The sequence below is a fragment of the Paenibacillus sp. FSL P4-0176 genome (assembly GCF_037975265.1).
Lineage (GTDB): Bacteria > Bacillota > Bacilli > Paenibacillales > Paenibacillaceae > Paenibacillus > Paenibacillus amylolyticus.
This window is the reverse complement of the sequence record NZ_CP150242.1, coordinates 2813132-2837991: the sequence shown is the minus strand read 5'-3', so window position 1 is coordinate 2837991 and position 24860 is coordinate 2813132. Positions and strand designations below refer to the sequence as shown.

Here is a 24860-nt window from a genome sequence, read left to right as displayed (position 1 = left end):
ATATGAAAGTGAAATTATAGAAGCTGTTTAATACTCTCTTGAATCTCGTCGATGGAGTCGACAGGTTCGAAGCGTCTGACCACACGCCCCTCTGCATCAATCAGGAATTTTGTGAAATTCCATTTGATTGCATCGCCGTGTAACCATTCTGGTGCCTTCTCAGCCACCATTAATTTCAATAATTTTGCCTGTATATCTGTTTCATCAAAGCCTGCAAAAGGCCCTGATCTTTTCAAAAAGTCGTAGAGCGGGTGCGCCGCTTCTCCATTCACATCCAGTTTGGAGAACATCGGAAATTTCACACCATAGTTAATCTGGCAAAAGGACTCCGCTTCCGAACTGCTTCCAGGCTCTTGCTCTGCAAACTGGTTACACGGGAAACCAATAATCTGAAGTCCTTGATCCTTGTACTGGTCATACAGCTTCTGCATGTCATCAAACTGGTGCGTATATTTACATTTACTTGCCGTGTTTACGATGAGCACAGGTTTTCCTTCATATTGATAGAGTGGGAAACGCTCTCCACTGGTTCTGGTTACGGTAAAGTCGTAGATGGTTGGCATAAGTCTAGTGCACCTCGCGATAGTTATGTAGTCATACAGCATCATATGTCAATGTTAATTATATACGAAGTTTGAACTATTGTATTGGAGAAGATATTGATCGTTCAGATTAGACTCAGAGATATTTGAAAATATATCGATTACTCAACTGCTCTAATACTCATAACATATTTCGTTCTGGGCAGATACTTTATTTCCAGTGTTTTATCTCGATTTTCCCAGGCGATATCCCGAGTGTTAATCAATTCCATTTGATTTATTTCGATGGTTTGTTCCCTCCATTTCTTGCCCATGGATCCTATGTAGTTCGGTTTACCTGTTACTGTTTCGTAATCTTGGGAGAGATAAGGACCTATATCCTGAATACCCGACACTATCTTAGGAGCAAAAAGTAATATCAAGCCGATACCAAAAATGATGCAACAGCACTTGAAAGATATTCGTTTTACGATGTTTTTTATCTGCTTCATGCCATGAAACAACCCCATACCAAGTGTAAATACTGCCATGGCTGCTCCAATCAAATTTAAAAAGATCCAACTAGGAAAAAAGGTTAGAAAGAACGAAGAAACACCAACCAATATAAAAACAATAAATATGATTATACTCATCTTCAACAACATCCTCTTCCTTCATTTAAATATGTCCCATGAATCCCGATAAAGAATCGCCTCCAATGGATAAACTCAGATCATGGATTAATTCTCCCTTTCAACAGAAAACCCTTCTGCCGCGAAAATCTCTTCGTTCAGCAAAAGGGTTATTATATGGGATCACAGTGACAGCAGCTTCAGCCCTTCACGGCACTTCCGGCCACGCCCTGAATGATATAATGCTGACCCACGAGGAAAACGATGATCATCGGAATAATGCCTGCCGTGGCAGCGGCCATCATGCCGTTGTAGTCCACATTATTCTCCAGAATAAAGTTCTGCAGTCCGAGCGGCACGGTGTACAAGTCTTTGTCGATCAGGAACACGAGCGCATTTTCATAGTCATTCCAATGCCAGGAGAAATCGATAATGGCCAGGGTAGCCAGCGCTGGCTTCGCCAAGGGCAGAATCAGCCTGAAGAATATGCGCAGGTGACCGGCACCGTCGATGAACGCCGCTTCCGAGATCTCTGAAGGCACGGACAGGAAGAATTGCCGCAGCATAAACACCCCAAAGATCGTGAACATTCCGGGCAGGATCAATGCCCAATGCGTATTATATATGCCTACCCATTCAAACATCAGGAACTTCGGTACAAAGAGTACCTGCGGTGGCACCATCATCATCGAGAGATAGATCAGGAACAGTGTCTCCCGGCCTTTGAATTGAATCCGTGCGAAGCCATAGGCTGCAAAAGCCGAGAGAAATACAGCTCCGACCGTGCTAATTAGCGATATTTTCAACGAGTTCAGATAATACGTCGCAAAGGTATCCGCTCCACTCCAAACCTTAATGTGATGCTCCCAGTTCAGGCTGGAGGGTATCCACTGGATGGGATAGGTGAATACGTCCGCAGGAGATTTGAACGACGTGCTGATCATCCAGATGAACGGCATAACCATCAGCAGGGCAAACCCGGACATCAGAATTGTCAGTATGATTTTTCGAATCTGCGTCAAGGACTCCATACGGACTTTAACTTTAGGTGAATGTGGAGCTGTGGGCTTCGCATTCGCGGCAATTTGTTTCTCCATAACGATTCCCTCCCCCCTTAATAGTGAACCCAACGTTTCTGACCAAGCCACTGCAGTACAGTGAAGATCATGATGATGGCAAAGAGCGCCCAGCTGATGGCAGCAGCGTAGCCCATCTCGTAGTAGCGGAAGGCATTCTGGTAGATAAACAGCGACAGGACGGTTGTGCTGTTCCCCGGCCCACCCTGGGTAATCGCTTGAATGATACCAAAGTTTTTGATCGTCATAATCAGCCCCGTGATCAGCAGCAAAAAGGTCGTTGGACTCACAAGCGGCCAAATCACTTGGCGTATCGTCTGCCAAGGACGGGCTCCATCTATCCGTGCAGCCTCAACCAGTTCCTCCGGGATTTCCTGCAAAGCCGCCAGATAAATAATCATGTTGTAACCCAGCATGAACCAGATCCAGATGATATCAATCGCATACATGGACCATTCAGTTGTTGATAACCAGCCGGGAGGGTTCGTAATACCGATTCCGCGCAAGAAACCATTAATTGGCCCCGATGTTGGCTGGAACAGCAGCATCCAGACAAAGGCGATGGCAACGCCGCTGGTGATATAGGGCATGAAATAGAGGGCACGCAGCGTTTTTTGCCAATACACCGACTTGTTCAGCGCCACCGCCACGATAAAAGCCAACCCCATCGATACCGGAACCGCTAACAGAAATACAAATGTATTTCGCAGCGCCACGCCAAACAGATCATCATTCAACATCCGGCGGATATTGTCCAGCCCTACGAAATTTGTCTCCGGGCTCATGAATTTGTAATCAGTGAACATGAGATAGAACGAATAGACAGCCGGTATAATAAAAAACAACAGCACGCCAATCATATTGGGCCCAATAAACAGATACCCGAGTCTGCTCTGCCGTTTCATCCAGGATTTATGCATATGCTCCCCCACTCCTTAACATCTGTTCTGGAATTAAGCATAACAAGATGTCCTCTAACATTTAAGGAACATAACCCTGTACCTGATATCACAGATATATGTATTTCGGCAGTGCCTTTCTGGAGAGAAACAACATGGAATTGTTCTATTGCTTATATAGAAAAAACCGCCCCATTGGGACGGCCTTTGGACTCATTGCTTTTGCTTTCTATTGATTCTGCTTCAGCCAGTCATTATGGCGTTTGACCATGTTCTGTACCGTAACTTCGGCAGTCTGGTTACCGAGGAAGAACTTTTCATACTCCTGTGCACGCAGATCAACCACTTCCTGCGCAATGCTGCGGACAAACGTAGGTGTCTCGTCACCGTACAACACAAATTCCAGTGACTCTTTATCATAAGAATCGGCATAATCGCCAAGCAAATGATCAATGGCAGTCTGCTGATCGACCGCATTCGAGGAAGGTAAACGCCCACCCGCAGCCATCGGCATCATTCCCCCATCGGCGTACCATTTCAGGAACTCCCATGCGGCTTCTTTATTTTTTGACTTGGAATTGATCGCAATAAAGTCACCAAGTCCTCCACTTTTCACCATATCTGCTTCTTGTGCAGCCAGTCTCGGTACAGGGGCAAAGGCGATTTTCCAATCCCGAGGGAATTCGGTCATATTGTTTGATGTGCGGATCAGCCATTCGCCGATGTTGATCATGGCAGACTCACCGCCAAGGAACATGTTTTCCACCGGCATTTTGGAAGTCAGCTGCTCTCCGAGCGGAGGAGTGGTTGCATCCTCCTTCATCATTCCGTTCAACGTCTCCAGCCATTTGGTAACGAGTGGATCATCAAGATTGGAAGAACCGTCTGCCTTAACATAGCCGTTCTTCACCAGAACAGAATCGAGCGGGTCTACATAGGAAGCAGTATGCTGCACCAATCCGTATTTGAAGCCAGCAGCTTTCAGTTTGAGTGCATATTCACGAGCTTCATCCCATGTCCAGGCTTTTGGTACACTCAGTCCGGCCTGATCAAGCGCTTTCATATTTAAAGCGAAGAAGGCAGCGTTTTTCTTGGTTGGCATCCCGTAATATTTGCCGTCCACTTTCCAGGAAGCCGCATCTTCACCCATTTTCTCATCAATGTTGTAGTCGGTGAACTCGCCCAGATCCAGTGCTGTACCACCCTTGATGCGTTTATCCAGATTTGTGAGGGTATAGTTGACATACAGGTCCACGTTCTGCCCGGTGGACAGCGCCGTATCCAGCTTCAGGTTGCCATCATCATCATTCACAAACCGCACATATTCCACCTGAATATCAGGATGCTCCGCATTCCAGGTATCCACCACTTCCTGTGGACCATTCTCGGGCGGCACCGCGCCCCACATGGTGAGCTTCACTTTTCCCCCTGCCGCTCCACCTCCGTTATCTCCACCGTTCGTCTCATTTTTACCTACACAGCCGGCAAGCAAGCCCAGCATCAGCGCACCTACGATTAATCCCGTTAATCCTTTTTTGATTCTCATCTGGTCACATGACCTCCCTGAATTGAAGTGTACCTTCCGTTACATCGTAGCAGGGACCTTGCTGGGTTCATAAGATACATATCCATGATTCGGATTGAACAAAAATACGGATTTACTTGTGCTTGCCTGAGCACTCGGTACACATATTCCTTCTACTCATCCTGTATGTCACGAACGATGGCGATACTGGCTGGGCGTGCAACCGGTCCAACGCTTGAATATTTTAATGAAATAATTATCACTTCCGAACCCTACCCGGTAACCAATCTCCTGTACAGGAAGGTCCGTCTCGCGCAAGTATTCAGCCGCTTTCTCCATCCGTACCCCATGCAAGTAATGAATCAGGGTATGGCCGGTTTTCTTTTTGAACAAAGCACTCACATAATTCTCGCCCATCATCACATATCGTGACATGGATTTGACGGTAATGTCCTGGTCGTAATGCTGTCCGATGTATTGAATTATTTTGCTAATCTCCGGATGCTTCACAATCGGCTCACGAACAGGTGTAAATGGAAGATCCGTTTCAGGCGAGGGTGCAGAAGAGACCGTAAGAGAATTAGGCAAATCAGGCGTTGATGTGAGAACCGGTGTAGAAGGTGGCACTTCATGATGATCTGTCTCTGTCCGGGCTTCAGTCGAAGCTCCCAGTTCTGCACTTACTTTACGGAGTGTATCACGCAGTGAATTCACACTCATCGACAGCTTCAAAATATAATTGGAAGCCCCGTATTCCATTGCACGGCGTACATATTCGAACTCCCCCATACAGGTGAGCATGACAAACTTGGTTTTTAACCCGGCCTGACGGGTCTGTTTGAGTAATTCCAGACCATCCATACCTGGCATGACAATATCGGTCAGTACCAGATCCGGTGTATCCTGTATAATCATCGCCAGCGCTTCGGTCCCATTACCGGATTCCCCGATGACCGTGAAACCCAGCTCTTCCCAGGAAATAATCTCTCGCACCGACTCACGTACAAATACTTCATCTTCCACAAGTAATACCTTCCACATGCCAGATTCCCCTCTCCAGTCGTCTAGTGAGATCGCTTCTGTACGTACGGCGTCGACAATAAAAAAGGAATGCTGAACCTCACTAATGTCCCCGGCTTGGTATCAATCACTTCAAGTTCACTTTGGCCTTTGAACAATAATCGCAATCGTTCCTTAAGGTTAGACAGGCCGATCCCCGGACGTGTGCGGGTCATCTGCTGACGCCGGGATTCCTCCATTCCAATTCCGTTGTCTGCCACCTCCAGCATCAGCTTTCCTGTGTCTTGCCTGTAAATTCCGATGCGGATCTGACCAAGCTGCTCCAGTGGCCCGACACCGTGGTGAATGGCATTCTCCACCAGTGGCTGCAAGCTCAGCTTGGGCACGAGCGCATACTCAAGTTTTTCGTCAAATTCACAAGTCACCTCAAAGCTATCACGGTAACGAATCCGCTGGATATGAAGGTAGGCTTGAACCAACTCAATCTCGTCCTTCAGGTATACCAATTCGACCTGTGAATTCAGGCTGACCTCCAGTAATTTGCCCAAGGAAACACACATCTCGGAGATCTCTTCATTCCCGCTGCGGATCGCACTCCATTTCATTGTATTCAATGTATTCAGGAGAAAGTGCGGATTCATCTGGGCCAGGAGCATATGAAAATGTACCGCTTCCTTCTGGCGTTCCTCCGCCTTGAGTCTGTTGATCATCTGATTGGCATCATCCAGCATCGTATTGAACGTACGGGTCAGTTCCAGCACTTCTCCGCGGCTGCGGCCTTCAGGGATACGGACCTTGAGGTTTTTGCGTACAACCTCCTTCATCTGGTTCTGCAGATGTGATAAAGGCCGAGTGAACGTCGCCGAGATCATAAAGGCCATGAGCACAAATGCTGCTGTGAAGCCAAAAAACGTTAAAAAATAGCGCTGCTTAAGCCCCGATATCTCCGTAAACAACACAGCTAGTGGAATACGATTTACCATGTACCAGTCCAGTGACTCGATGTATACGTAGTTAATCAGCGTATCTGAATCATTATCCGTCAGATAGGCCTCTGCCGGATGAAGTGCAATTTCCCGGGTCACGTCTGGGGAAAGTACCGCTTTTTCGGACGAGCGGGCAATTGTTTCCCCATTGCCAGTAATCAGGAAATACTCCTGATTGCTCTGCGAATCCTTCAGCATAGACTGAAACCAGTACGAATAATCGATGCTGATCCGTGCCATTCCGTACCTTTTGCCGCCACTGTCCTTCATATACGCATAGAGGGACAACAGATACGGGCTGGAGGATAACTCCCGCAGGACATGGTTGGTATCCCGGGCATCCCAGCGGTAGAGTAACTCTTCTGATGGAAACGAGTTTGAATCAGTGTTGCCCTTGATAAAGGTCATTTCTCCAAGATGCTTGCGAAATTGTTCCCGATAAGGGCCATAGGCCAGAGCTTTTTTGGGCAAATACGAAGTGTAAACGTTATCATGAAAATCTAACAGCGTGAAGTACACGGAAGGATTATATAGAAAAAAACTGTTGTTGATCATCTTGAACTTCTCTTCCACCAACGACTTATTCTCAAGCGGAGAACGATTGTCTGGAGAAGTCAGGGCGTTTCTTACGGCTGAATCCTGTTCCAGAAAAATCAGGGTTTTGAATGCAATACTCATCTGGTCCTCCAGAGAACCATACATCTGCACCAGTTGCTCGTGGCTCTGTTCGCTGATTTTTTGCTCAACCAGAGATTCGATCTGTCCATAGTTGTAGACATTAAGTACGCTGAATGGCAGCAGAATCAACACCACAAACGCACCAAACAGCCGATACCTGAGCTTATGCGGCAAAAAGGTCTTCCAGTCGGGCTTTGTCATCCCCTCAGCGCTCCCCCTGCAATTATTGAGATCATTATAACATCAGTTCCCCCGCTTCGGCCGGGGCCGGGCTCATTCGCATGGATATGTGATACCAGTTGCCAGGGACGGGATAGGGATACACAGATTTGTTCTATTGTATTAAGAAAACCGGAGATCTGGGATCTCCGGCTAGGCTGGGTATAACGACTTAGCAAATTAGGATATAGGCTCCACTCCCCAGACAAGCTCGCCGTTCCGGTAAAGAGTTACCTTGGTCCAATCGGCAAAAGAAGTCTGTAGCGGGTTAAAGGAATAATCATCCCCTTCGCTGTAATTGGACCAGTCTGCTTTGTGCAACCGGGTATGTATCTCCCCAGAGGTTCCTCCGACCGGGATCACGCCTGCTCCGGTACCGAACTTCAGTTCCAGATAATGGTCCGCTCCAGGAACAGGTGCAGGCAGTTTCACTATGCTGCCGCTGATCTGACTGCCTCCAAGCTGTGCATAATCACAAAAAAAGGATTGTGGTTTCTCCCCGTCCACTGTATACCAGTAACGAATTGTCAGTTCATTCAGGCTAACTGTGGAGGTACCGTTATTGTAAATAACAAACTGCGGTTTCATTTGGTTATCGAGCAGATTTGTATCCCCTGCACGATAGGCTAGAATCAGATTACCAGCAGGCTCTGGCGGCCCTCCACCCTGGACCTTTGCGGAAGCTTGAACGGAGTTCACACTCTTCCCAACGCTGTTAACCGCATTCACCACATAGTAGTAGGTGGTTCCAGCAGATACCGCCATATCCATATAGCTTGTTCCCGATACAGCGGCCACAGATGTATACGGTCCGGCTGCTGTCAGCGACCTGTTTACCGTATAGGAGGTCGCACTTGCAGATGCACTCCAGCTTAGATTGATGCTGTTGTCGCTAACCGCAGTGGCGGTCAGATTCTGCGGTGCGGCTGGTACTGCCTCGACCTGGACCGTCTCTAATACGGACCAATAGGCTGGCTTGGACTGGAGTCGCTCGTCGAAAAGCAGCGGCCAGTTGTTGCGAGCGACCGGGAAGGTTCGTAGCCAGGTATTGGCATCATCCTTGCCCCACAAGGTAACATTTTTGACTGTGTCCGTATGCCTCAGGAAGATCTGGAACAGGGACTTGTACAGCGCTGCCTGCTGTGTCTTCAGTTCTTCCGGGAAGATATCATAAGATTGCGAATCATTGGAATATACACTTACATCAAGCTCAGTAATATGTGTTTCGAGGCCCAGCGCCTTAAATTTGACAATGGAACTCTCAATTTCCGAAAGGGTTGGATAAAAGAGGCTGATGTGTGTTTGATGACCGACTCCGTCAATAGGCACACCCTTGGCTTGAAGGCGAGTGATCAGATTGTAGAGGGCCTGGCTTTTGGCCGGCTCATGGGTATTGTAGTCATTAATAAACAACTTGGCATCCGGGTCGGCTGCATGGGCGAATTCAAATGCTTTCTCAATATATTCTTCCCCGGCAATCTGGTACCACAGACTGCGCCGCAGGCCATCCGGCTCGGAGGCATCAATGACTTCATTCACAACGTCCCAAGCGTAGATCTGTCCTTGATAACGCTCCATTACCGTCTCAATATGCTGCTGCATCCGTTCATACAGCACCGTTTTGCTCACCAGATTGCCGTTGGCATCGTGAAATACCCAATCCGGAGTTTGTGTATGCCAAACGAGGGTATGCCCGCGTATTTCTTGTCCGTTCGCTGCTGCAAAAGCAACTGCGGCATCCGACCCGCTGAAATTATACATACCCTCTTGCGGCTCGGTACTGTCCCATTTCAGAACATTGCCTGGTGTCAGACTATCAAAATGCTTCGTAAGCAGCTGCTTGTCCGGTTCGGTCAGCAGTTCATTGTTCGTGAAGGCCGTCCCAATTCGAAACTTGCCCGCAAAAGCATCCTGTAGGGAAGGAATGTCTTCTTCGATCACAATGGGTCCGAGATCTGGCAGCTTCTCCAATCGGAAATCATCCATATAAAAAGAAGCTGTGGCACGGTCTGGCACTTCAAAATAAACCGATAACTGATTCGCTGGTTCCAGCATTTTAAACTGTGCAGTAAGCTTGGTCCATCCGCCTGCGGATGCGGTACCGAATGTTAAATTTTCATAATGTGTTGTATCTGGCAGGGTACGCTGTAAAGACATATTGAGGTTTGTGCTGGACGCTCCCGCCGGAAGCTTCACCCAGCCAGTGAACACATACGTCTGTCCCACCTCCAAAAGTTCTGTCACATCCAGCGCTGGCCCATGCCATGTCATAGCACGCCCGCTCACTTCCAGTCCATAATCTCCGGTACGCGCTGCAACGGCGCTTGCATGAAGCGTTTCTACTTCACCGCGTCCGCTCCAGCTCTGGACCGTGCCATCTTCAAAATCATGACTCAGAATCAAGGTATTTTCCCCTTCTGCCGCATGGACAGATGGAGCCGCCCAATACAAAGGAACTAACAAAGTTATCATCAAAACAAATTTAAGCGCTTTCAAAAATATCATTTTTCTCATCGCTTCCATTCTCCTTTATCGAATATTAGGATAAATTCCTTATTCCAAAGGCTAAGGCCATATCCACCTCCTTGGTTTTAGTTATAAAATCAGAGTCCTCATTCAAACGGATACGGGGGGCATACGTTCGTATAAGGACTCCATATGGTAAATTATAGTATAAATTGTCTATGATCTACAACTGAAATGTACTTCCCCCTCTAATTTCGGTTAGAAATGCAGTATCCGTTGCTTCTGCACTCATTCACACCAGCTCCTCCATAATCTGACAACCCGTAACGAAGGTGTATACCTGGTGCTCCGCTGGCTTCAAAAGTTGTCTTTAAAGTTGTCTTCAAAGCTTTCTGCTCACTTCTTTCAGCTTAGACCCTGTGTCTCCTGCGATACTCAGATGGACTTATGCCCAACGTTTTGGAGAACACTCTACTCAGATAAAAACCGTTCTCATATCCGCATCGCTCGGCAATTTGGTTAAGTGTCAGGCTGCTGTCAGCCAAGAGGTTCTGCGCTTTTTTCAGACGGACCCGTTTGAGATAGCCTGATGGCGTCTCCTGAAAAGCTTCCCGGAAACGCCTTGTCAACTGCACCGGACTCAATGCCAGTCGCTGTGCCAATTCCTGAAGGCTGATCTCCTCTTCCGCCCGCTCCTCCAGCAGCGCTGCCGCTTCAGCCATTCGTGCGTCTTCGGTAAATCTCCGCTCCTTTAAGCGATTCTGTCTGCGTTCCACCTGATACAACTGCCACAAATCCATCATAAAATGTGTCTTCCAACGGGCAACTTCCCCCTTATTCTCCTCACTGTCCTGGCGTAAATAAGCGTACGTCGAGGCTAACCGCTTCGTGTCATTAATCAGCGATTTTCCGGCTGGTGGCAGAAACTCCTCCTCCTCCTCCAGGCTACTGCTAAACTGTAAATAGTGAAATGTCAGCGGGGTAATGACTGTCCGCCGAAAAGGAACCGCCGGGGGGCACAGCACCAGATCGCCAAAACTCGCTTCTCCGATCTGACCCCCAATCTCATAATGGAATATTCCCTCTTCGACGGCAAAAGCCACCCAAGTCGTATAGATATCTTCCGTAAGAGCAAATTCCCCTTTTTGCTTCCAGTAGATGTGGTTAAGCAGCTCCATGACTTGACCACCCTTTCTGTGAAATAAAGTATATGTTTGATGATAGTATAGTGCATTTAAAAAGTGAATATATAAATCTAAGATGAAATTATAGATATGTAGTTGGAGTGAAGGTGGATCTAACTTCAGTTAAGGAGGTCACAGATATGAAACAAGAGCATGTACAAAACGACATCACCGTCATCGGCGGAGGACTTGCTGGTGTATGCGCCGCGATAGCCGCTGCCCGCATGGGGCAGCAGGTTGCGCTGGTGCAGAACCGCCCCGTGCTTGGCGGCAATTCCAGCAGCGAGGTTCGGGTCTGGGTGTGCGGTGCCACCGCCCACGGGATTAACCGTTATGCCCGGGAAACGGGTATTATGGGGGAATTGTTTGTAGAGAATCAGTATCGTAATCCGGAGGGCAATCCCTATCTCTGGGACTTAATCATTCTGGAAGCCGTTCGAGCTGAATCCAACATCAGCCTGTACCTGAACACGGATGTACATGAAGTCGAGGCTACTGGCGATGGGGATGAACGAAAGATCACCTCTGTCACTGGCTGGATGATGGGCTCCGAGCGTAGAATTCATTTTGAGAGCAACTTCTACCTGGACTGTACGGGTGATGGATTGGTTGGCTTTCTGGCTGGAGCCAAGTTTGCACTCGGCCGGGAAGCCCGCAGCGAGTATGGCGAAGAGTGGGCACCAGAGGTGGCTGATCAGATCACGCTGGGCAGTACACTTCTCTTCTATACCAAGGATGCTGGTGCGCCTGTCCGTTATATCCCGCCTTCTTTTGCCAAAGATATTACACAGACCAGCATTCCGATTCGCCGGGTCATTCGCAGCGGGGATTCCGGTTGTCATTATTGGTGGATTGAATGGGGCGGTGAACATGACACCGTTCATGACAATGAGCTGATCCGTGATGAACTGTGGTCCGTGATCTACGGGATCTGGGACTATATCAAGAACTCCGGCAAGTTTGATGCAGATCATATGACGCTGGAGTGGATTGGTTCGCTACCTGGCAAAAGGGAGTACCGCCGCTTCACGGGTGACTATGTGCTCACCCAGAACGATATTATCAGCCAGCGGGAGTTCCCGGATGCCGTTGCCTTTGGCGGCTGGTCCATTGACCTGCATCCTCCGCAGGGCATGTACGCCGAAGCGAGTGGCTCGAAGCATATGCATGCCGATGGCGTATATCACGTGCCGTTCCGCTCGCTGTATTCCGCGAATGTGCGGAATATGCTCATGGCCGGGCGCGACATCAGTGCATCACATGTCGCCTTCGGCACAACGCGCGTCATGGCAACATGCGCGGTCATCGGCGAAGCCGCGGGTACGGGCGCGGCGCTCTGCGCGTCCATGGGGGTATCGCCGCGCGAGCTGCACGCGAGGCATCTGGCGGTCCTGCAGCAGACGTTGCTGCGGCAGGACGCTTCCATCATCGGGGTGCGCAGCCACGATGAGCTGGATCTGGCCCGGCGTGCCAAGGCTACAGCCTCCAGCACGCTGACGAGCATCGCCCTTGAGCAGCCTGGCGAGACGTACCCGCTGGGTACAGATGTCGCCCTGTTGCTGCCTGTGCATCCAGTGCTCAGCGGCCTGGAGCTGCTGCTGGATGCATCCAGCGATACCGCGCTGACGGTAGAGCTGTGGGATACGGGGCGTAAGGAGAACTACGTCCCGCATTCGTTACAAGTTACGGCGACTGTTAACGTTACAACAGGAACTGCGCAGTGGGTGAAGCTGCCGCTCGAATGGCGACCGGAAGAACCGCAGAATGCTTTTATGATCATCCGCTCCAATAAAGCCGTCTCACTCTACCATTCGACAGAAGCACACAGCGGGGTGCTGATCTTCTTCAAAACAGAAGAAAACCACGTGTCCAAAAATCTGGAGGATCATGCCACGGATCAGCCTGTCGTATTATGGTCCATGCAGGGGTTGGCGCGTCAGCCCTTCTGCTGTCGTAACCTCTCTGAGACCACGGCCTATTCAGCGGACAATACGATCAACGGTTACCATCGCCCCTTCGGTGGGCCGCAACAGTGGATGTCGCAGCCGATGCAGTCTGGCAAGCCGGAATGGGTACAACTGACATGGGAAGAGCCACAAACCTTGGCTGAATTGCACTTGACGTTTAATGATGATGTGAACGAGGATCTGGTTAATTTACATCACCATCACACAACATTCCGTGTGATGCCTGAGCTGGTGCGTGATTATCGCTTGGATGTGCTGACACCGGCTGGCGAATGGACACAAGTCGCAAGTGTTCAAGAAAATCACAAAAGAAAAGTTATTCATTCCCTGGATGTCCCTGTGTCAGCTCAGGCTCTGAGAATCATAATTGATGCCACAAATGGCAGCAGATATGCCGAATTAATCGAGATTCGAGCTTACTAAAACAAAAAGGAGGATACAGGAAACTGTATCCCCTATCCTCCACACAAAGTCCACCTTATTCTAGTCGGCGGTTGGAACCCGCAAGCCCTCAATCAGAATAAACAACGTAAGTGCTTGTCCATAACCCATCGGACTGATCGCTATATCTTTATAAAACTGAGCATCCTGCCCCACAGGTGTACCATAGGACACCTGCTGTACAACTCCGTGATCATCAATTTGTTTCAACACCGCCTCAAGCGCACTCAAGCCATTCTGGCGATAGGATTCATCCAGGTATCCATACCGGATTCCCTTGAGAATGCCGTATCCAATCGCTGCCGTTGCCGAGGTTTCTTTGTAAGAGGTTGGATCATCCAGCACAGTGTGCCACATGCCATCCTCACCTTGAAGCTTGCTCAGTGCTCTGACTTGAGCGGTTGCTGTATCCAACAGATATGCCTTTAGCCCGTCTTCGATCGGAATGATATTCAGGAAATCCATAACTCCCGCCGTATACCATGCATTGCCTCTTCCCCAATGAACAGCACCATAGTTATGATTTTCATTGAAATCCCAGCCATGATAGAACAATCCGGTTTTCTTGTTATATAGATATTTGATATGCACAAGGAACTGTCGTTTGGCTTCTTCCACCATGTCGGGTTTCTTGAAGTATACCCCTGCCTTGGCCAAAAATAGCACCGTCATAAACAGGGTATCAATCAGAATTTGACCATCATTGGCATCTCCCGTGATCATATGTTGAAACGCACCATCTCCGGTTCGCAGCAGTCCATCCATGATCCAACTGCTCCACTCCTCACAGACCTGTTCGTACTCCTTGTTTCCGGTCAGCTCGCATAATGAGATCAAAGTAAGGAGCGGAGCGCAGGTGTTCACATTTTTTTCCGGTAACCCTTCCATCAGCCTTGCATTATACCATGATTCCAGAAATTCTAGCACTTTGGGATCTTTCGTTGCCTCATGGAGCTGAAGCAAGCCATACAGACCGACACCTTGCGGCCATTCCCATAGATGTATGTCGATTAGTCCGATGGGAAACTGTTCATTGATGCTTGTGTTTTTCATAGACTCCATCGCTTGGGATACCTTGCTTATTCTCTCCTGTAGCACCATTTGATTCAGCATGTTGGTTATCACTCCCTTGGTTTCTTACACACGATTCAGCGCTCCATGTCCAGTAACTTCAGTTGTCCCTTCACTCCATAACCTTCGTGTATAATTTCCTCTTCTTTAATAAGAAAAGGCTTGTTCATTCCCCATTGAATTGGACCATATACCGGGTCTGTTAGAGTGAGAGTTAAAGCTTGATTATCGAATTGCGGGCTTGCAGAACGAACTTGGTTGATAAAAGCGTCAAATGACCCGAATTGCTGTTCGCTTCCTGCTCTTATAATCCAGGCGTTACGCAAGCCAGGTGAAATAAGCTCACGTTTTCTTGTCACCCCGCTGCTCTCCATACTCGTCCCGTTGGCCGCATATATAGCTGCATAACCCTTATCCAAACGGGCAAAGTGCCAGTTCTCATGCCTTACCCATTCCGTGAAGGAGTGAGTAGGAAAATAAGCATGTGTCCAGTCAGAATTGTGATCCGCAGGAATATCAAACATCATCAAAGCGATCCCCTCATGCTGAACAACATCGGGCAATATCCCATTCCCAGCCCAGAAGCAAGGTCGACCATCCCCATGCTTGTATATTTCTGCCGGATGATTCACCCAGATCAGCGCCTCAGGTGACAGAGATAAATGCTGGACATGCTCCTGATAACCTGGCTTGCCTGGACGAAAGCGAATGATTGAGGATAAGGAGTATTCCCTGGTCCGACAATGATAGAGCTTGGCGTAACCTCCCTTACCCTGCTGATTGGCGAACACCAACTGCTGATTCTCTCCAAGCAACAGATGCTCCTGATATGCTGCTGGAGGACTGTAATCCGATAAACTCAAGGCAACATTGCTTATTGAATAATTGTTTACATTGCCAACGCCATAAGCGATCCAGCACATTGAAGTGGTTCCCGCTGCATAACCACCCAGCAGTTCCTTCTCATAGCTGCGCCCAAAAGTTGTGGACAAGACTCCTTGATGCATCTGAACGGTAATATAATAGAATAACAAGTCCATTGCCTTTTTGGCTTGCTCTCTGAGCTGTTCATTATGGGCAAATTCATAGATATGCAATAGCCCAACCGCATCAATTGGAATGTATGCACTTGAATTCCATTCTGCCAATCCTTCATCCAAAAAGCGCTCAAACCATAATGCAAGCCTCTGCTCTGCTTTTTGACGGTGTACTTCACCGGATTCACCACTGTTGCTGAACATTTCATCTCCAAACAGCTGTCCCGCTAACAGTTCATTGGTATGGAACAACAAGGCATGGTTCTCACTGAAGAACCACATCACATCATCGCCAGGTTCATCAATCCAATACCGATAGCCCAGAATGCTTGCTTTTACCCGATCCCAGAACGATTCACTGAACAGACCGCTATTTCGCTCATCTCTCCAAAGACGGAACAGTCCCACCAGATAGAAGTCACTGCAATCCTTCCGTTGCTCAATCCCTTCCACACCCTCAAGCAAAATGTTCTCCGCTTCTTGCAGATTCCCTCCTGTTTTCAGCATGGCGATGGCCTTATGAATATTGGGACTGCCCTTCTCTGCAATGCATCGCAGAGCCAGGGATTTGCGAGCTTCAATATCCGCAGCTTGCTGAGCAGCCTCATCATAGCTCGTATCATAGGATTGGCAGCCAAACTTCTTGGTTAGTACAACATTTGAAACTGAAATAGCCAGCGTGAAATATACGTAATGATGACCGAGTTGATTCGTATGTGCCAGGACCAGGTCCGTTTCCTTTTCGGCGATGTGTATCGTCTTATTTTCGGTACCGTCAAAAAAATTGCCATACTGAATATCAACCTCTCTAACGATGTCCGGCAAGGGAAGCGGCAGCTTGAGCTTAATCTGCTCACCTCTGAAGAGATCCGAAGGAAAATAAGCCTGTTCGAGGGCTTGCTCTGCGGATTTTACAGACTCCGCCAAATGAGGAGCAATAGGCAGGGAAATCACCAATTCTTCGTCTCCCAGGTATTCCACCGCGAAAGCATACATCGTATCCCGCTCAGCAAGATCCTCCCAGCAGGCATAGATCTCATTGATTCCAGCTACAAGTTCAGCTTTAATAACGATTTCCTGCTCCTTGTTACGCTTGAGTGGCGCAAAATCCGTTACCATTTCCCCATTCACCCACAACGTCAGACTGCCATAGGTCTTAATCCGCAAAGCGGCGGTATGAGCAGTCGGAGAAATGAGTCTTGTTGCCGCGTAACTGCGCAGATGTGTCGGTACAAACCAAAATCCTGATTGCTCCACCCGTGGATTATTCCAAGGTGAATACAGTGCCCAAGGCATTCCGTTCTCTTCTCCAACGAAGTCGTCTCCCGGGCTAGGAAACTCGCTCCATTGATCAAAAAATCGGTTCACAGGCTGCGTTCTCCTATGTTCTACAAATTCCTTTCTGCATGGATTCTCATGAATGGCAAAACCATCGATAAGCCAATCATTAATATCTCCCTCCATCGTTGTTGGAACAAAGGCAACAGGCTTCGTATATATGCCGCTGATCATCCAATGATTAATGACCTGATTGTGACCTAATTTCATAGGTTTATAATTCAAGGTATCCATCCCACTCCGGGTGGTATCTGACATTCAACTCATCCTTTCATTCCTGAAGTAATCATACCGCTGACAAAATACCGCTGGAAAACCATAAAAACAATCAGTACCGGAAGCATCGTGATGACGGACATCGCAAGCAAACTTCCCCAATCCACGTTGTATTCACCAATAAAATTAGAGAGCGCAAGCTGAATCGTATATTTCGATGGATCACTAATCGCAATTAACGGCCATACAAAATCATCCCATCTCCACATGAAGGAGAAGATTGCGAGCACCGCAAGAATCGGCTTCGCTATCGGAAGAATAATGCTCCAGTAAATTTTCCATTCGCCCGCTCCATCCATCCGGGCAGCTTCCAACAGCTCGTCCGGTACGGACAACAAATACTGCCGCATAAGGAACACACCTGTTGGGGTTGCTGCTGGCGGGATAATAATCGCGAGTAGGCTATTATACAACCCCAGTGCACTCAGCACTTTGAATATAGGGATCATAATTACCTCAATCGGAATCATGAGTGTTGAGACAAAAGCAATTAATATGATCGCGCTTCCGCGGAAGCGATATTTCGCCAATGCAAAACCTGCCATGGAGTTAATCAATAACAGTAGCAGCGTTGAGCTTACAGTTACGATCGTACTATTCATAAAATACAAGCCAAAATCGCCTTTACTGAATGCCTCCTTGAAATGCTCGAAGGTGATTGGCTGCGGCCATAACTTGGGAGGGAAGCTGTACAGATCGCTATTCGTTTTTAGAGAAGAAATCACGACCCACAGGACAGGCAGGAGCCACACCACTGCGGCAACACTTAACAGACTGTAGATGAAGATTTTGACCATAGGCTTCATTACCATTACGTAGCCCCTCCTTTCGATAGACGGAATTGCAGAGCCGAGAATCCACCAATAAGGATAAACAGTATCACCGACATGGCACTGGCCAGACCGAGTTCCTGTCTGTTAAAGCCAATCTCATAAATATATTGAACAATATAGGTGGTATCTTTGCCCGGCCCACCACCTGTAAGCGCAAACATAAGTGGGAATGCTTTGAACGCGTCAATCAGAGTCAGCATAACAACAAGCAAACTTGTGGGCTTCAACAACGGGAGCGTAATATATCGAAACACCTTTATTCCCGTTGCCCCGTCCAAGCGGGCAGCCTCATAATAATCCGTAGGTATAGCCTGCAAACCCGCGATAAAAATGACCATGAAAAAGCCTGCACGTGACCATACCGTCGCGATGATTACAGCCGTATTTGCCCAAAAGGAAGAAGTTAAAAAACCAACAGGTTCCACACCAACCACGGTTAACAGATGATTCAAGATGCCAAATGAATCTCCGAAAATCCACTTCCAGGTCAATCCTACAATAATGTAAGAAATCATGGTCGGCCAGTAAAATACGGCCCTGAAGAACCCGCGCATTCTAATCTCGCGCGCAAGCAACAAAGCAATGCCTAACGCTGCTGCATATATTAGCGGAACAACAATCGCTGCATAAATCCCCGTTCGTCCGATGGTCGACCAAAATTCCCGATCCCCTATAATTTTGATATAATTATCCAGCCCGTTGAACTTCATTGGGTTCAATCCATCATAGACATGGAAGGAATAATAGAGGCCCAATAAAGAAGGAAATACGATAAAAGTTCCAAAGATCAGGAGGTTGGGTAGTATAAACAGATAAGGAGCAATAACGAGCTTCCTGTTCTGTTTTGCCAGCGTATTTTTGTTTAATCGTTGTCCTTCACTCATCTGCTTGCCCCTTCCTTATGCGTTATTCGAAAGGGAGGCTTCACAGGAATCGGTAAGCCCCCGTATACGAATTAACCAAAGCGCTTTACGTTTATTGACTGCCAATAGCCTCGTTAATCAGTTTGGCTGTTCGATCCAATGCCTCCTGCGGAGTTGCCTTATCGGATAAAACCTCAACAATATTATTTTTCAGGTCCGTTGAAATTTTGGATATAATGGTCTGTCTGGACCAGTCATTAGCTGCAAGAGGCGAACTGTTCTTCAGTTCATCTGCGAAAATTTCAAACATTTCCTTGCCGAATTCATAATTCAATACAGAGCTGTCCTTCCGCGGACTCATAAACAATGACTCCTGGTTATATTTTGAATTCACTTCTTTGGACGTTAAGTATTCAATAAATTCTGCTGCTTCTTGCTCATATCCGCTGCCTTTGAAAGCCATCAGAAACTTCCCGCCTGGTACTGAAGAACGTTGTGTTCCTTTTGGCATATAGGTGACTCCCCATTCAAAATCGGTGATATCCTTGTAATTGCTGATCATCCAGTTGCCAGCCCAGTGGGTAGCCACCGTCCCGGAACGGAACAGGTTGTTCGGATTTTCCCCTCCGAGCCATACGGATTCGGGCATGATCCCTTCTTGATGAAGCTGCTTGAACTGCTCCATGCTACGGATTCCGGCTTCACTGTTAATCGCTGCTGCAGTGCCATCCTCTGTTAAGATGCTTCCGCCATTCTGATACAAAAGAGTGGACCATCTATGCGGTGTGACATCCCATACCATGCCATAACGTGCTCCGCCTTTGTCCATAACCTCTTTTAACGCAGCTGTGTATTCATCCCACGTCCATACCTGGTCAGGAGAGGTCGGTACTTTGACGCCCGCTTTATCAAATAAGGTTTTGTTATAAATAAGCCCATTCGCTGTAACATCCATAGGCGCCGCTACCAGCTTGTCATTAATAACATAATAAGGTTTAAGTGAGTCAATAAATTGATCCTCGAATTGGTCCGCATTGTCCACGTAAGGTGTCAGATCAACCGCCTGATTAGCAAATGATCCGGTATCCGTGACCCGGCTCAGGGCAGGTGGCTTTCCACCGGATAACATTGTTTTTAATTTGGTTTGGATATCCTTGAAGCCAACTTCAATCAGGTTGATTTTAACCTTGGTATTGGTCTGCTCATAATCTTTAATGATTTCCTTGATGACTTCTCCTTCTTTTCCGTCAGAGAACCACAGGAAATCCAGGGTTGTTTGTTTTGAATTAGCATTGGTACCTGAATTTCCGCAAGCAGTCAATACGATGAGTAACATGACCAATACCATGCTAGTGATGAGCTTAAACGTTGTTCTTCTTGTCATATCAACATCTCCTTGGAAGGTTCTAATGAATTTTGGCTTCGTTGAGCAATTCACTTTTACGGAATAACTGTGGTGATACACCCACATATTGTTTAAAGGCCCTGCTAAAATATACAGGTGTGTTAAAACCTAGCGTCTCAGATATGGACAAAATCGGTGCATCCGTAGACAGCAACAATTTTTTGGCCTCTGCAACTCTTTTCCGTATAACATAGTTGCTTATGGTATATCCCGTCGTCTCTTTGAAAGAATGACAAATGTAGTATTTATTCAAATGGAGTGTTTTGGACAGTTCATCCAATGAAACATTCTCCGTGTAGTTCTGGTTTAAATAATGAAGAACCCGGCTTACGCTTGTTTGCTTCTGGGAAGAACATAAGATAGGATTGGCGGATTGCTCACTGGTTGTTTTCCGGTAAATCCGCAGTAGCAATTGGGTAAGACTTAATTTGACCATTGTTTTGTACCCTGTATTTCCTGCCCCCATCTCCTCCTTGATTCCCTTAAATATAGCTGTGATATACTCACGCTCCTCCGGAGGCCAATGCACCAATAACCCATTGGGATGACGGAATATGGACATCAGATTCTCCAACTGACTGACAGCAAGCATGTCCAAAAGCAATAATTCCGTGAAATTGACAAAACTTCGCTTGTACACCATTTCTCTTGAAGGATTGATTCGGTGGGGCACACCGCCTCTGAATATAAACATATCTCCAGGCAGCGGCTTATATATTCGGTCACCGATTAAAAAGGTTGCATCTCCTTGAATAAAATAATGTATCTCATACCCATTATGCGTATGAACAGGCCATTCATCCTGAAAATTATCTGCTTCTGATCGCACATAAACTTCATTTTCCTGCAAAGCAATATTCGTCGGGGTGTGTATGGTTAGCATCAGTAAGATCTCCCTTCCCAGAATATAAAAAGCAATATAGTTTAATAATTTACAATGATAGCGCTTTACAATGAATTGTATCACAGTTATTTCGATCTAATCTGAACTATATTGCTGTATTGTTGATCACAATTGTTGAAAATGATTAGAAAGGAATTTATAGGGATTTGAAAGATGAAAACAAAAAAAACCGCTGTCCAGCCCGTAGGCTATCACGCGGTCCATTAGCATTACCTTTCAAACCCATTCATCCCAATGGTTTTCAAGAAAAATGACTTCTTTCTCATAGTGGGCCAGATGCCCCTCTTCGACCATCTTCATAAAAGCGACATCTCCATCAGCCGCACGATCAGTCAGTGTTTTACACATGAAACGGATACGTGATATGACCCAATCCTTCAAATCTGCTGGAACACTCAGCCCGTACGTAGCCATGAATAAGGCAATCCGTTCTTTTCGAACAGTTCCGTGTGCCTGGCTGACGTATGGCATTACACCCTTTCCGTCCATCTCTGGTGAGAAATTTGCGAGTGGAACGGACGTATACAAGACATAGGCGATATCCCACATTCGCGGACCCGGGCCCGCCATATCAAAATCAATAATGCCTTGAGGACGGCCATCCTTGTACACCACATTATACGGCGCAAAATCGTTATGACATACAACTTCATCTTCTGTTATGCCTGGATATCTGTTCGTTGATACTGATGTTGTTGTAAATCCAATGGTCGCATCATGGTAACTTCTCAACAGTTTTGCGACTTCAATCAAAGATTCGTCTGACCACATATACTCTTCTAGATCAGGGTAGTCATTGCCTGGAACGATGCCTTCGAGGTAAGAGAGCGTTTCTCTCCCCTGTTCATCTATTCCCAGAAATCGAGGGGCATGATCATAACCAACTTTTTCGAGATGTAAAAGCAGTTCAACCACATATGGATTTGGTTTCACATGCCGGCGAACCGTCTCACCTATTCTGACGACCTGATTCACATTACCTCCTGATAACACTTCCTCCTGTTGGGCCACTTTCATCCCTCCTCAAGCTAAACTTCCTTGTTATACCCATGATTACGATTTTTCTTATAACTCCCCGGGAATCCCGCCACCAATAGTATGAATCCAACAAAAAACATGAAGTATACGAGTAAACCTGTTGGATGCTCGTTCATCTGAGCAAACTGGGGTACGTTCGTCCCTCCTGACGCATATCCTGCTTCTACTATAGCGACAGAGACTCGTATTGAAATTCTGTCCATCGTTGAAATAAACACACTGCCAAGCATGAGGACTACACCCAAAATCTTGTTGATATTATTCATTTCATGCCTCCTTGATTAACCGTCCACTTTTTATGAGGTTATCTACTTAATGTCTTTCGATTCTCTAGTCCATATTCCTGCATGTTATATTAACGGTCCGTTCCTATATCATCATATCAAATAGCGGCGTCATCACTGACGCCGCTGTTGACGCTCTCTGAATAAGTTACGTAGCTACCACTTGGTGCAGATCCATACTATTTTCGAAAAAGGCTGACCGTTCAACATAATACAGATCATACATCTGTTCATTCATATTAATCCGTTGATATACATTTGGATACACATCATTGGCTAACTTCACATAAGGTAGTTTATGTACCGCTTTTCTGGATCTTATATTCTGCTTGCGTATCTTCATAAATACCGTTTCAATCCCATGTTCCAGAAACAATTCAACAAAAAAGGCTGATTTGGCTCTTTGGCTATACCCGTTTCCAAAAAACGGTGAACCAATCCATGTGGCTAAAAAACCGGTTTGATGCTCGATATGATATAGATCAATGGTTCCAATAGGCTGCCCTGTTTCATTCAAAATCGTTCGGGAAATCACTGTCTTTTGCTCTTCTTCGACCATCAATTGTTTGGTCAGGAATAGATATTCTTCATACGATTGGCATTGATAACGAACGTAAGGAGAAACTGCGGGGTCCATCATTAAGCTGTACAGTGAAAGGCATTCCTGCAAATCACGTTTTTTTAACATTCTGTCTACCACCTAGTCCTTTTAGTTCGCTATATCAAGCAAATTAAGTATATAAAAGCTATTGTGGGATTTAATGAATTCTGTATGTGGCTTATGTAAAATGCATTGGTAAATGTTGTTCATCTTCATCTCCGGTAGCACAAAAAAACGGCATGTCCCTTTTACAGGAACACGCCGTTTACACGGATACAGCCAGACAGTAATTTATTGCATACCTTGCATGATGGCATTAATGATATTTTGCTGCGTCACGGTTTTGTTTGAACGGTTAAACAATGCGAATCCATGTTGACCGTTATGCCCGTTATCCCAATAAACAGGAACCATTTTGTATTTTTTAGCTTTTGCGGTAACTGCTTTGGCGTATGCAGCACGATATACATTGTTGCTGGAATCATAGGACGTTTTATCAATGGAACCGAACTCACCAATCACTACGGGATAGCCCTGAGTCACAAATTTGTCGTACATGGACTTGAACTGCGATTCAAGATAATCCTCTTGTCCCCAAGTAGACTTCTTGGCAGGATTCGTAGAAGTTGCACCCCACTGTGTGATATTACCGTTTTCCTCACCTGCAAAATCCCACGGAGAGTAATAATGTGCCGAGATCATGATTCTCTTCTGCGAACTAGGAATAGCCGAGGATCTGTAATTATCTGTCGGAAGAGCAAAGCCATAATTACCAACAGTGTAGTCAATATTGGTATTCCAGCCTGGAATCAGCAACCATCTGGCATTGTTGTTACCTCCAGTCTGACGAACCGTATCCACGAAGATTTGATTGTATGCGTTCAGATTGGCGTAATACGCCGAGTTTGGATTGCCATAGTTGCCATCGAATACTTCGTTCATCGATTCGAAAATAAGACGGTCATTGTAGTTGCTAAACTTGGTGGCAATCTGCTGCCACACCTTCTTATATTTTTCCTTAATGGCAGTCTGATTGCCACCATTCACGAGTAGCCATCCACCCTGTACGGAATTAAACCCATCACCATGAATATTGATGATCACATACAGACCTTCATTGTACGCATAATCCACGACTTGCTGAATTCGATTCAGCCATGCCGCATTAATTGTATAATTGGGAGCGCTTCCAATGTTACTCAAATAGGAAACGGGAATACGAATGGATTTGAAGCCTGCCGCTTTTACCTTTTTGATTAACTCTGGAGTTACCGTAGGATTGCCCCAAGCTGTCTCATTCGGTGTACCGTTCACCGATGCTTCCAGCTGATTGCCGAGATTCCATCCTGCACCCATCTCAGACACTATTTGCGAAGCGTCCGCTGCTGATACTTTAGCGCTCCATCCCGTAAAGGCTACCGCAGCCACTAATACCAGTGCCAAGCTGCTGATGCCAAATTTCTTCCATTTTTTGAACATAACCATACCTCCGCTTATTCTATTATTTTTAACAAGCAGTGCAGTTAATCTATCCTTACAGATTGAATGATTCGAGAATACTTGCCTCCTCTCCCTATCGATCAAACAAATGAATTT

Annotated in this window: 20 protein-coding genes; 1 reads left to right on the top strand and 19 read right to left on the bottom strand. The window is 46.7% G+C overall.

All coding sequences use genetic code 11. The features are described 5' to 3' along the window. Positions 1 to 14: 14 nt before the first annotated feature. The 9 genes from MKY95_RS13200 to MKY95_RS13160 all read right to left on the bottom strand — a co-directional run bounded on the left by MKY95_RS13200 (position 15) and on the right by MKY95_RS13160 (position 11200). On the bottom strand, positions 15 to 563 hold the full coding sequence (locus tag MKY95_RS13200; RefSeq protein WP_036609037.1) for a glutathione peroxidase: 549 nt from the start codon (positions 561 to 563) through the stop codon (positions 15 to 17). A 140-nt stretch (positions 564 to 703) separates the two neighbouring features. Beyond that, on the bottom strand, positions 704 to 1174 hold the full coding sequence (locus tag MKY95_RS13195) for a hypothetical protein (RefSeq protein ID WP_076318600.1): 471 nt from the start codon (positions 1172 to 1174) through the stop codon (positions 704 to 706). A 179-nt stretch (positions 1175 to 1353) separates the two neighbouring features. Next, entirely contained in the window at positions 1354 to 2250 is an 897-nt protein-coding gene (locus tag MKY95_RS13190) for a carbohydrate ABC transporter permease (RefSeq protein WP_339199110.1), read from the bottom strand. 17 nt (positions 2251 to 2267) lie between these two features. Continuing rightward, positions 2268 to 3149 carry a sugar ABC transporter permease gene (locus MKY95_RS13185; protein WP_036670532.1) on the bottom strand — a complete coding sequence of 294 codons (882 nt, stop codon included), beginning with the start codon at positions 3147 to 3149 and terminating at the stop codon, positions 2268 to 2270. 208 nt (positions 3150 to 3357) lie between these two features. Then, a complete protein-coding gene (locus MKY95_RS13180) occupies positions 3358 to 4674 on the bottom strand; it encodes an ABC transporter substrate-binding protein (RefSeq protein WP_307413462.1) in 1317 nt (438 codons plus the stop codon). A 168-nt stretch (positions 4675 to 4842) separates the two neighbouring features. Then, positions 4843 to 5694, bottom strand: a complete 852-nt coding sequence (locus MKY95_RS13175) for a helix-turn-helix domain-containing protein (protein WP_339199105.1) — start codon at positions 5692 to 5694, stop codon at positions 4843 to 4845. 23 nt (positions 5695 to 5717) lie between these two features. After that, a complete protein-coding gene (locus MKY95_RS13170; RefSeq protein WP_036609047.1) occupies positions 5718 to 7538 on the bottom strand; it encodes a sensor histidine kinase in 1821 nt (606 codons plus the stop codon). A gap of 198 nt (positions 7539 to 7736) precedes the next feature. Next, on the bottom strand, positions 7737 to 10070 hold the full coding sequence (locus MKY95_RS13165; RefSeq protein WP_051447110.1) for an endo-1,4-beta-xylanase: 2334 nt from the start codon (positions 10068 to 10070) through the stop codon (positions 7737 to 7739). Between the two features lie 362 nt (positions 10071 to 10432). Beyond that, positions 10433 to 11200: an AraC family transcriptional regulator gene (locus tag MKY95_RS13160; RefSeq protein ID WP_036609049.1), complete on the bottom strand. Its 768-nt coding sequence runs from the start codon at positions 11198 to 11200 to the stop codon at positions 10433 to 10435. Positions 11201 to 11313: 113 nt separating this feature from the next. Here MKY95_RS13160 and MKY95_RS13155 point away from each other — a divergent pair, with 113 nt between their 5' ends. Beyond that, positions 11314 to 13596 carry an FAD-dependent oxidoreductase gene (locus MKY95_RS13155; protein WP_339199960.1) on the top strand — a complete coding sequence of 761 codons (2283 nt, stop codon included), beginning with the start codon at positions 11314 to 11316 and terminating at the stop codon, positions 13594 to 13596. Between the two features lie 60 nt (positions 13597 to 13656). Here the strand turns inward: MKY95_RS13155 and MKY95_RS13150 are convergent, their stop codons facing one another. From MKY95_RS13150 to MKY95_RS13105, 10 genes are all read right to left on the bottom strand, one after another. Then, positions 13657 to 14727, bottom strand: a complete 1071-nt coding sequence (locus MKY95_RS13150) for a glycoside hydrolase family 88 protein (protein WP_076216230.1) — start codon at positions 14725 to 14727, stop codon at positions 13657 to 13659. A 35-nt stretch (positions 14728 to 14762) separates the two neighbouring features. After that, positions 14763 to 17270 carry a hypothetical protein gene (locus MKY95_RS13145; RefSeq protein WP_339199099.1) on the bottom strand — a complete coding sequence of 836 codons (2508 nt, stop codon included), beginning with the start codon at positions 17268 to 17270 and terminating at the stop codon, positions 14763 to 14765. 53 nt (positions 17271 to 17323) lie between these two features. After that, the gene (locus tag MKY95_RS13140) at positions 17324 to 18148 is read right to left on the bottom strand and encodes a carbohydrate ABC transporter permease (protein WP_036609056.1); all 825 of its coding nucleotides are present in this window, start codon (positions 18146 to 18148) and stop codon (positions 17324 to 17326) included. After that, positions 18148 to 19053 carry a sugar ABC transporter permease gene (locus MKY95_RS13135; RefSeq protein WP_074094691.1) on the bottom strand — a complete coding sequence of 302 codons (906 nt, stop codon included), beginning with the start codon at positions 19051 to 19053 and terminating at the stop codon, positions 18148 to 18150. The genes MKY95_RS13140 and MKY95_RS13135 overlap by 1 nt, the downstream gene beginning before the upstream one ends. A 91-nt stretch (positions 19054 to 19144) precedes the next feature. Further along, on the bottom strand, positions 19145 to 20416 hold the full coding sequence (locus tag MKY95_RS13130) for a sugar ABC transporter substrate-binding protein (RefSeq protein ID WP_076318593.1): 1272 nt from the start codon (positions 20414 to 20416) through the stop codon (positions 19145 to 19147). A 22-nt stretch (positions 20417 to 20438) separates the two neighbouring features. Next, the gene (locus MKY95_RS13125) at positions 20439 to 21320 is read right to left on the bottom strand and encodes an AraC family transcriptional regulator (protein WP_036609061.1); all 882 of its coding nucleotides are present in this window, start codon (positions 21318 to 21320) and stop codon (positions 20439 to 20441) included. Between the two features lie 237 nt (positions 21321 to 21557). Next, positions 21558 to 22358, bottom strand: coding sequence for a phosphotransferase (locus MKY95_RS13120; RefSeq protein WP_076249711.1), 801 nt, complete (start codon positions 22356 to 22358; stop codon positions 21558 to 21560). 11 nt (positions 22359 to 22369) lie between these two features. After that, positions 22370 to 22645, bottom strand: a complete 276-nt coding sequence (locus tag MKY95_RS13115) for a hypothetical protein (RefSeq protein ID WP_076249712.1) — start codon at positions 22643 to 22645, stop codon at positions 22370 to 22372. Positions 22646 to 22811: 166 nt separating this feature from the next. Continuing rightward, on the bottom strand, positions 22812 to 23351 hold the full coding sequence (locus MKY95_RS13110; RefSeq protein WP_076318592.1) for a GNAT family protein: 540 nt from the start codon (positions 23349 to 23351) through the stop codon (positions 22812 to 22814). 204 nt (positions 23352 to 23555) lie between these two features. Further along, a complete protein-coding gene (locus MKY95_RS13105; protein WP_076318591.1) occupies positions 23556 to 24743 on the bottom strand; it encodes a glycoside hydrolase family 5 protein in 1188 nt (395 codons plus the stop codon). Positions 24744 to 24860: the final 117 nt, after the last annotated feature.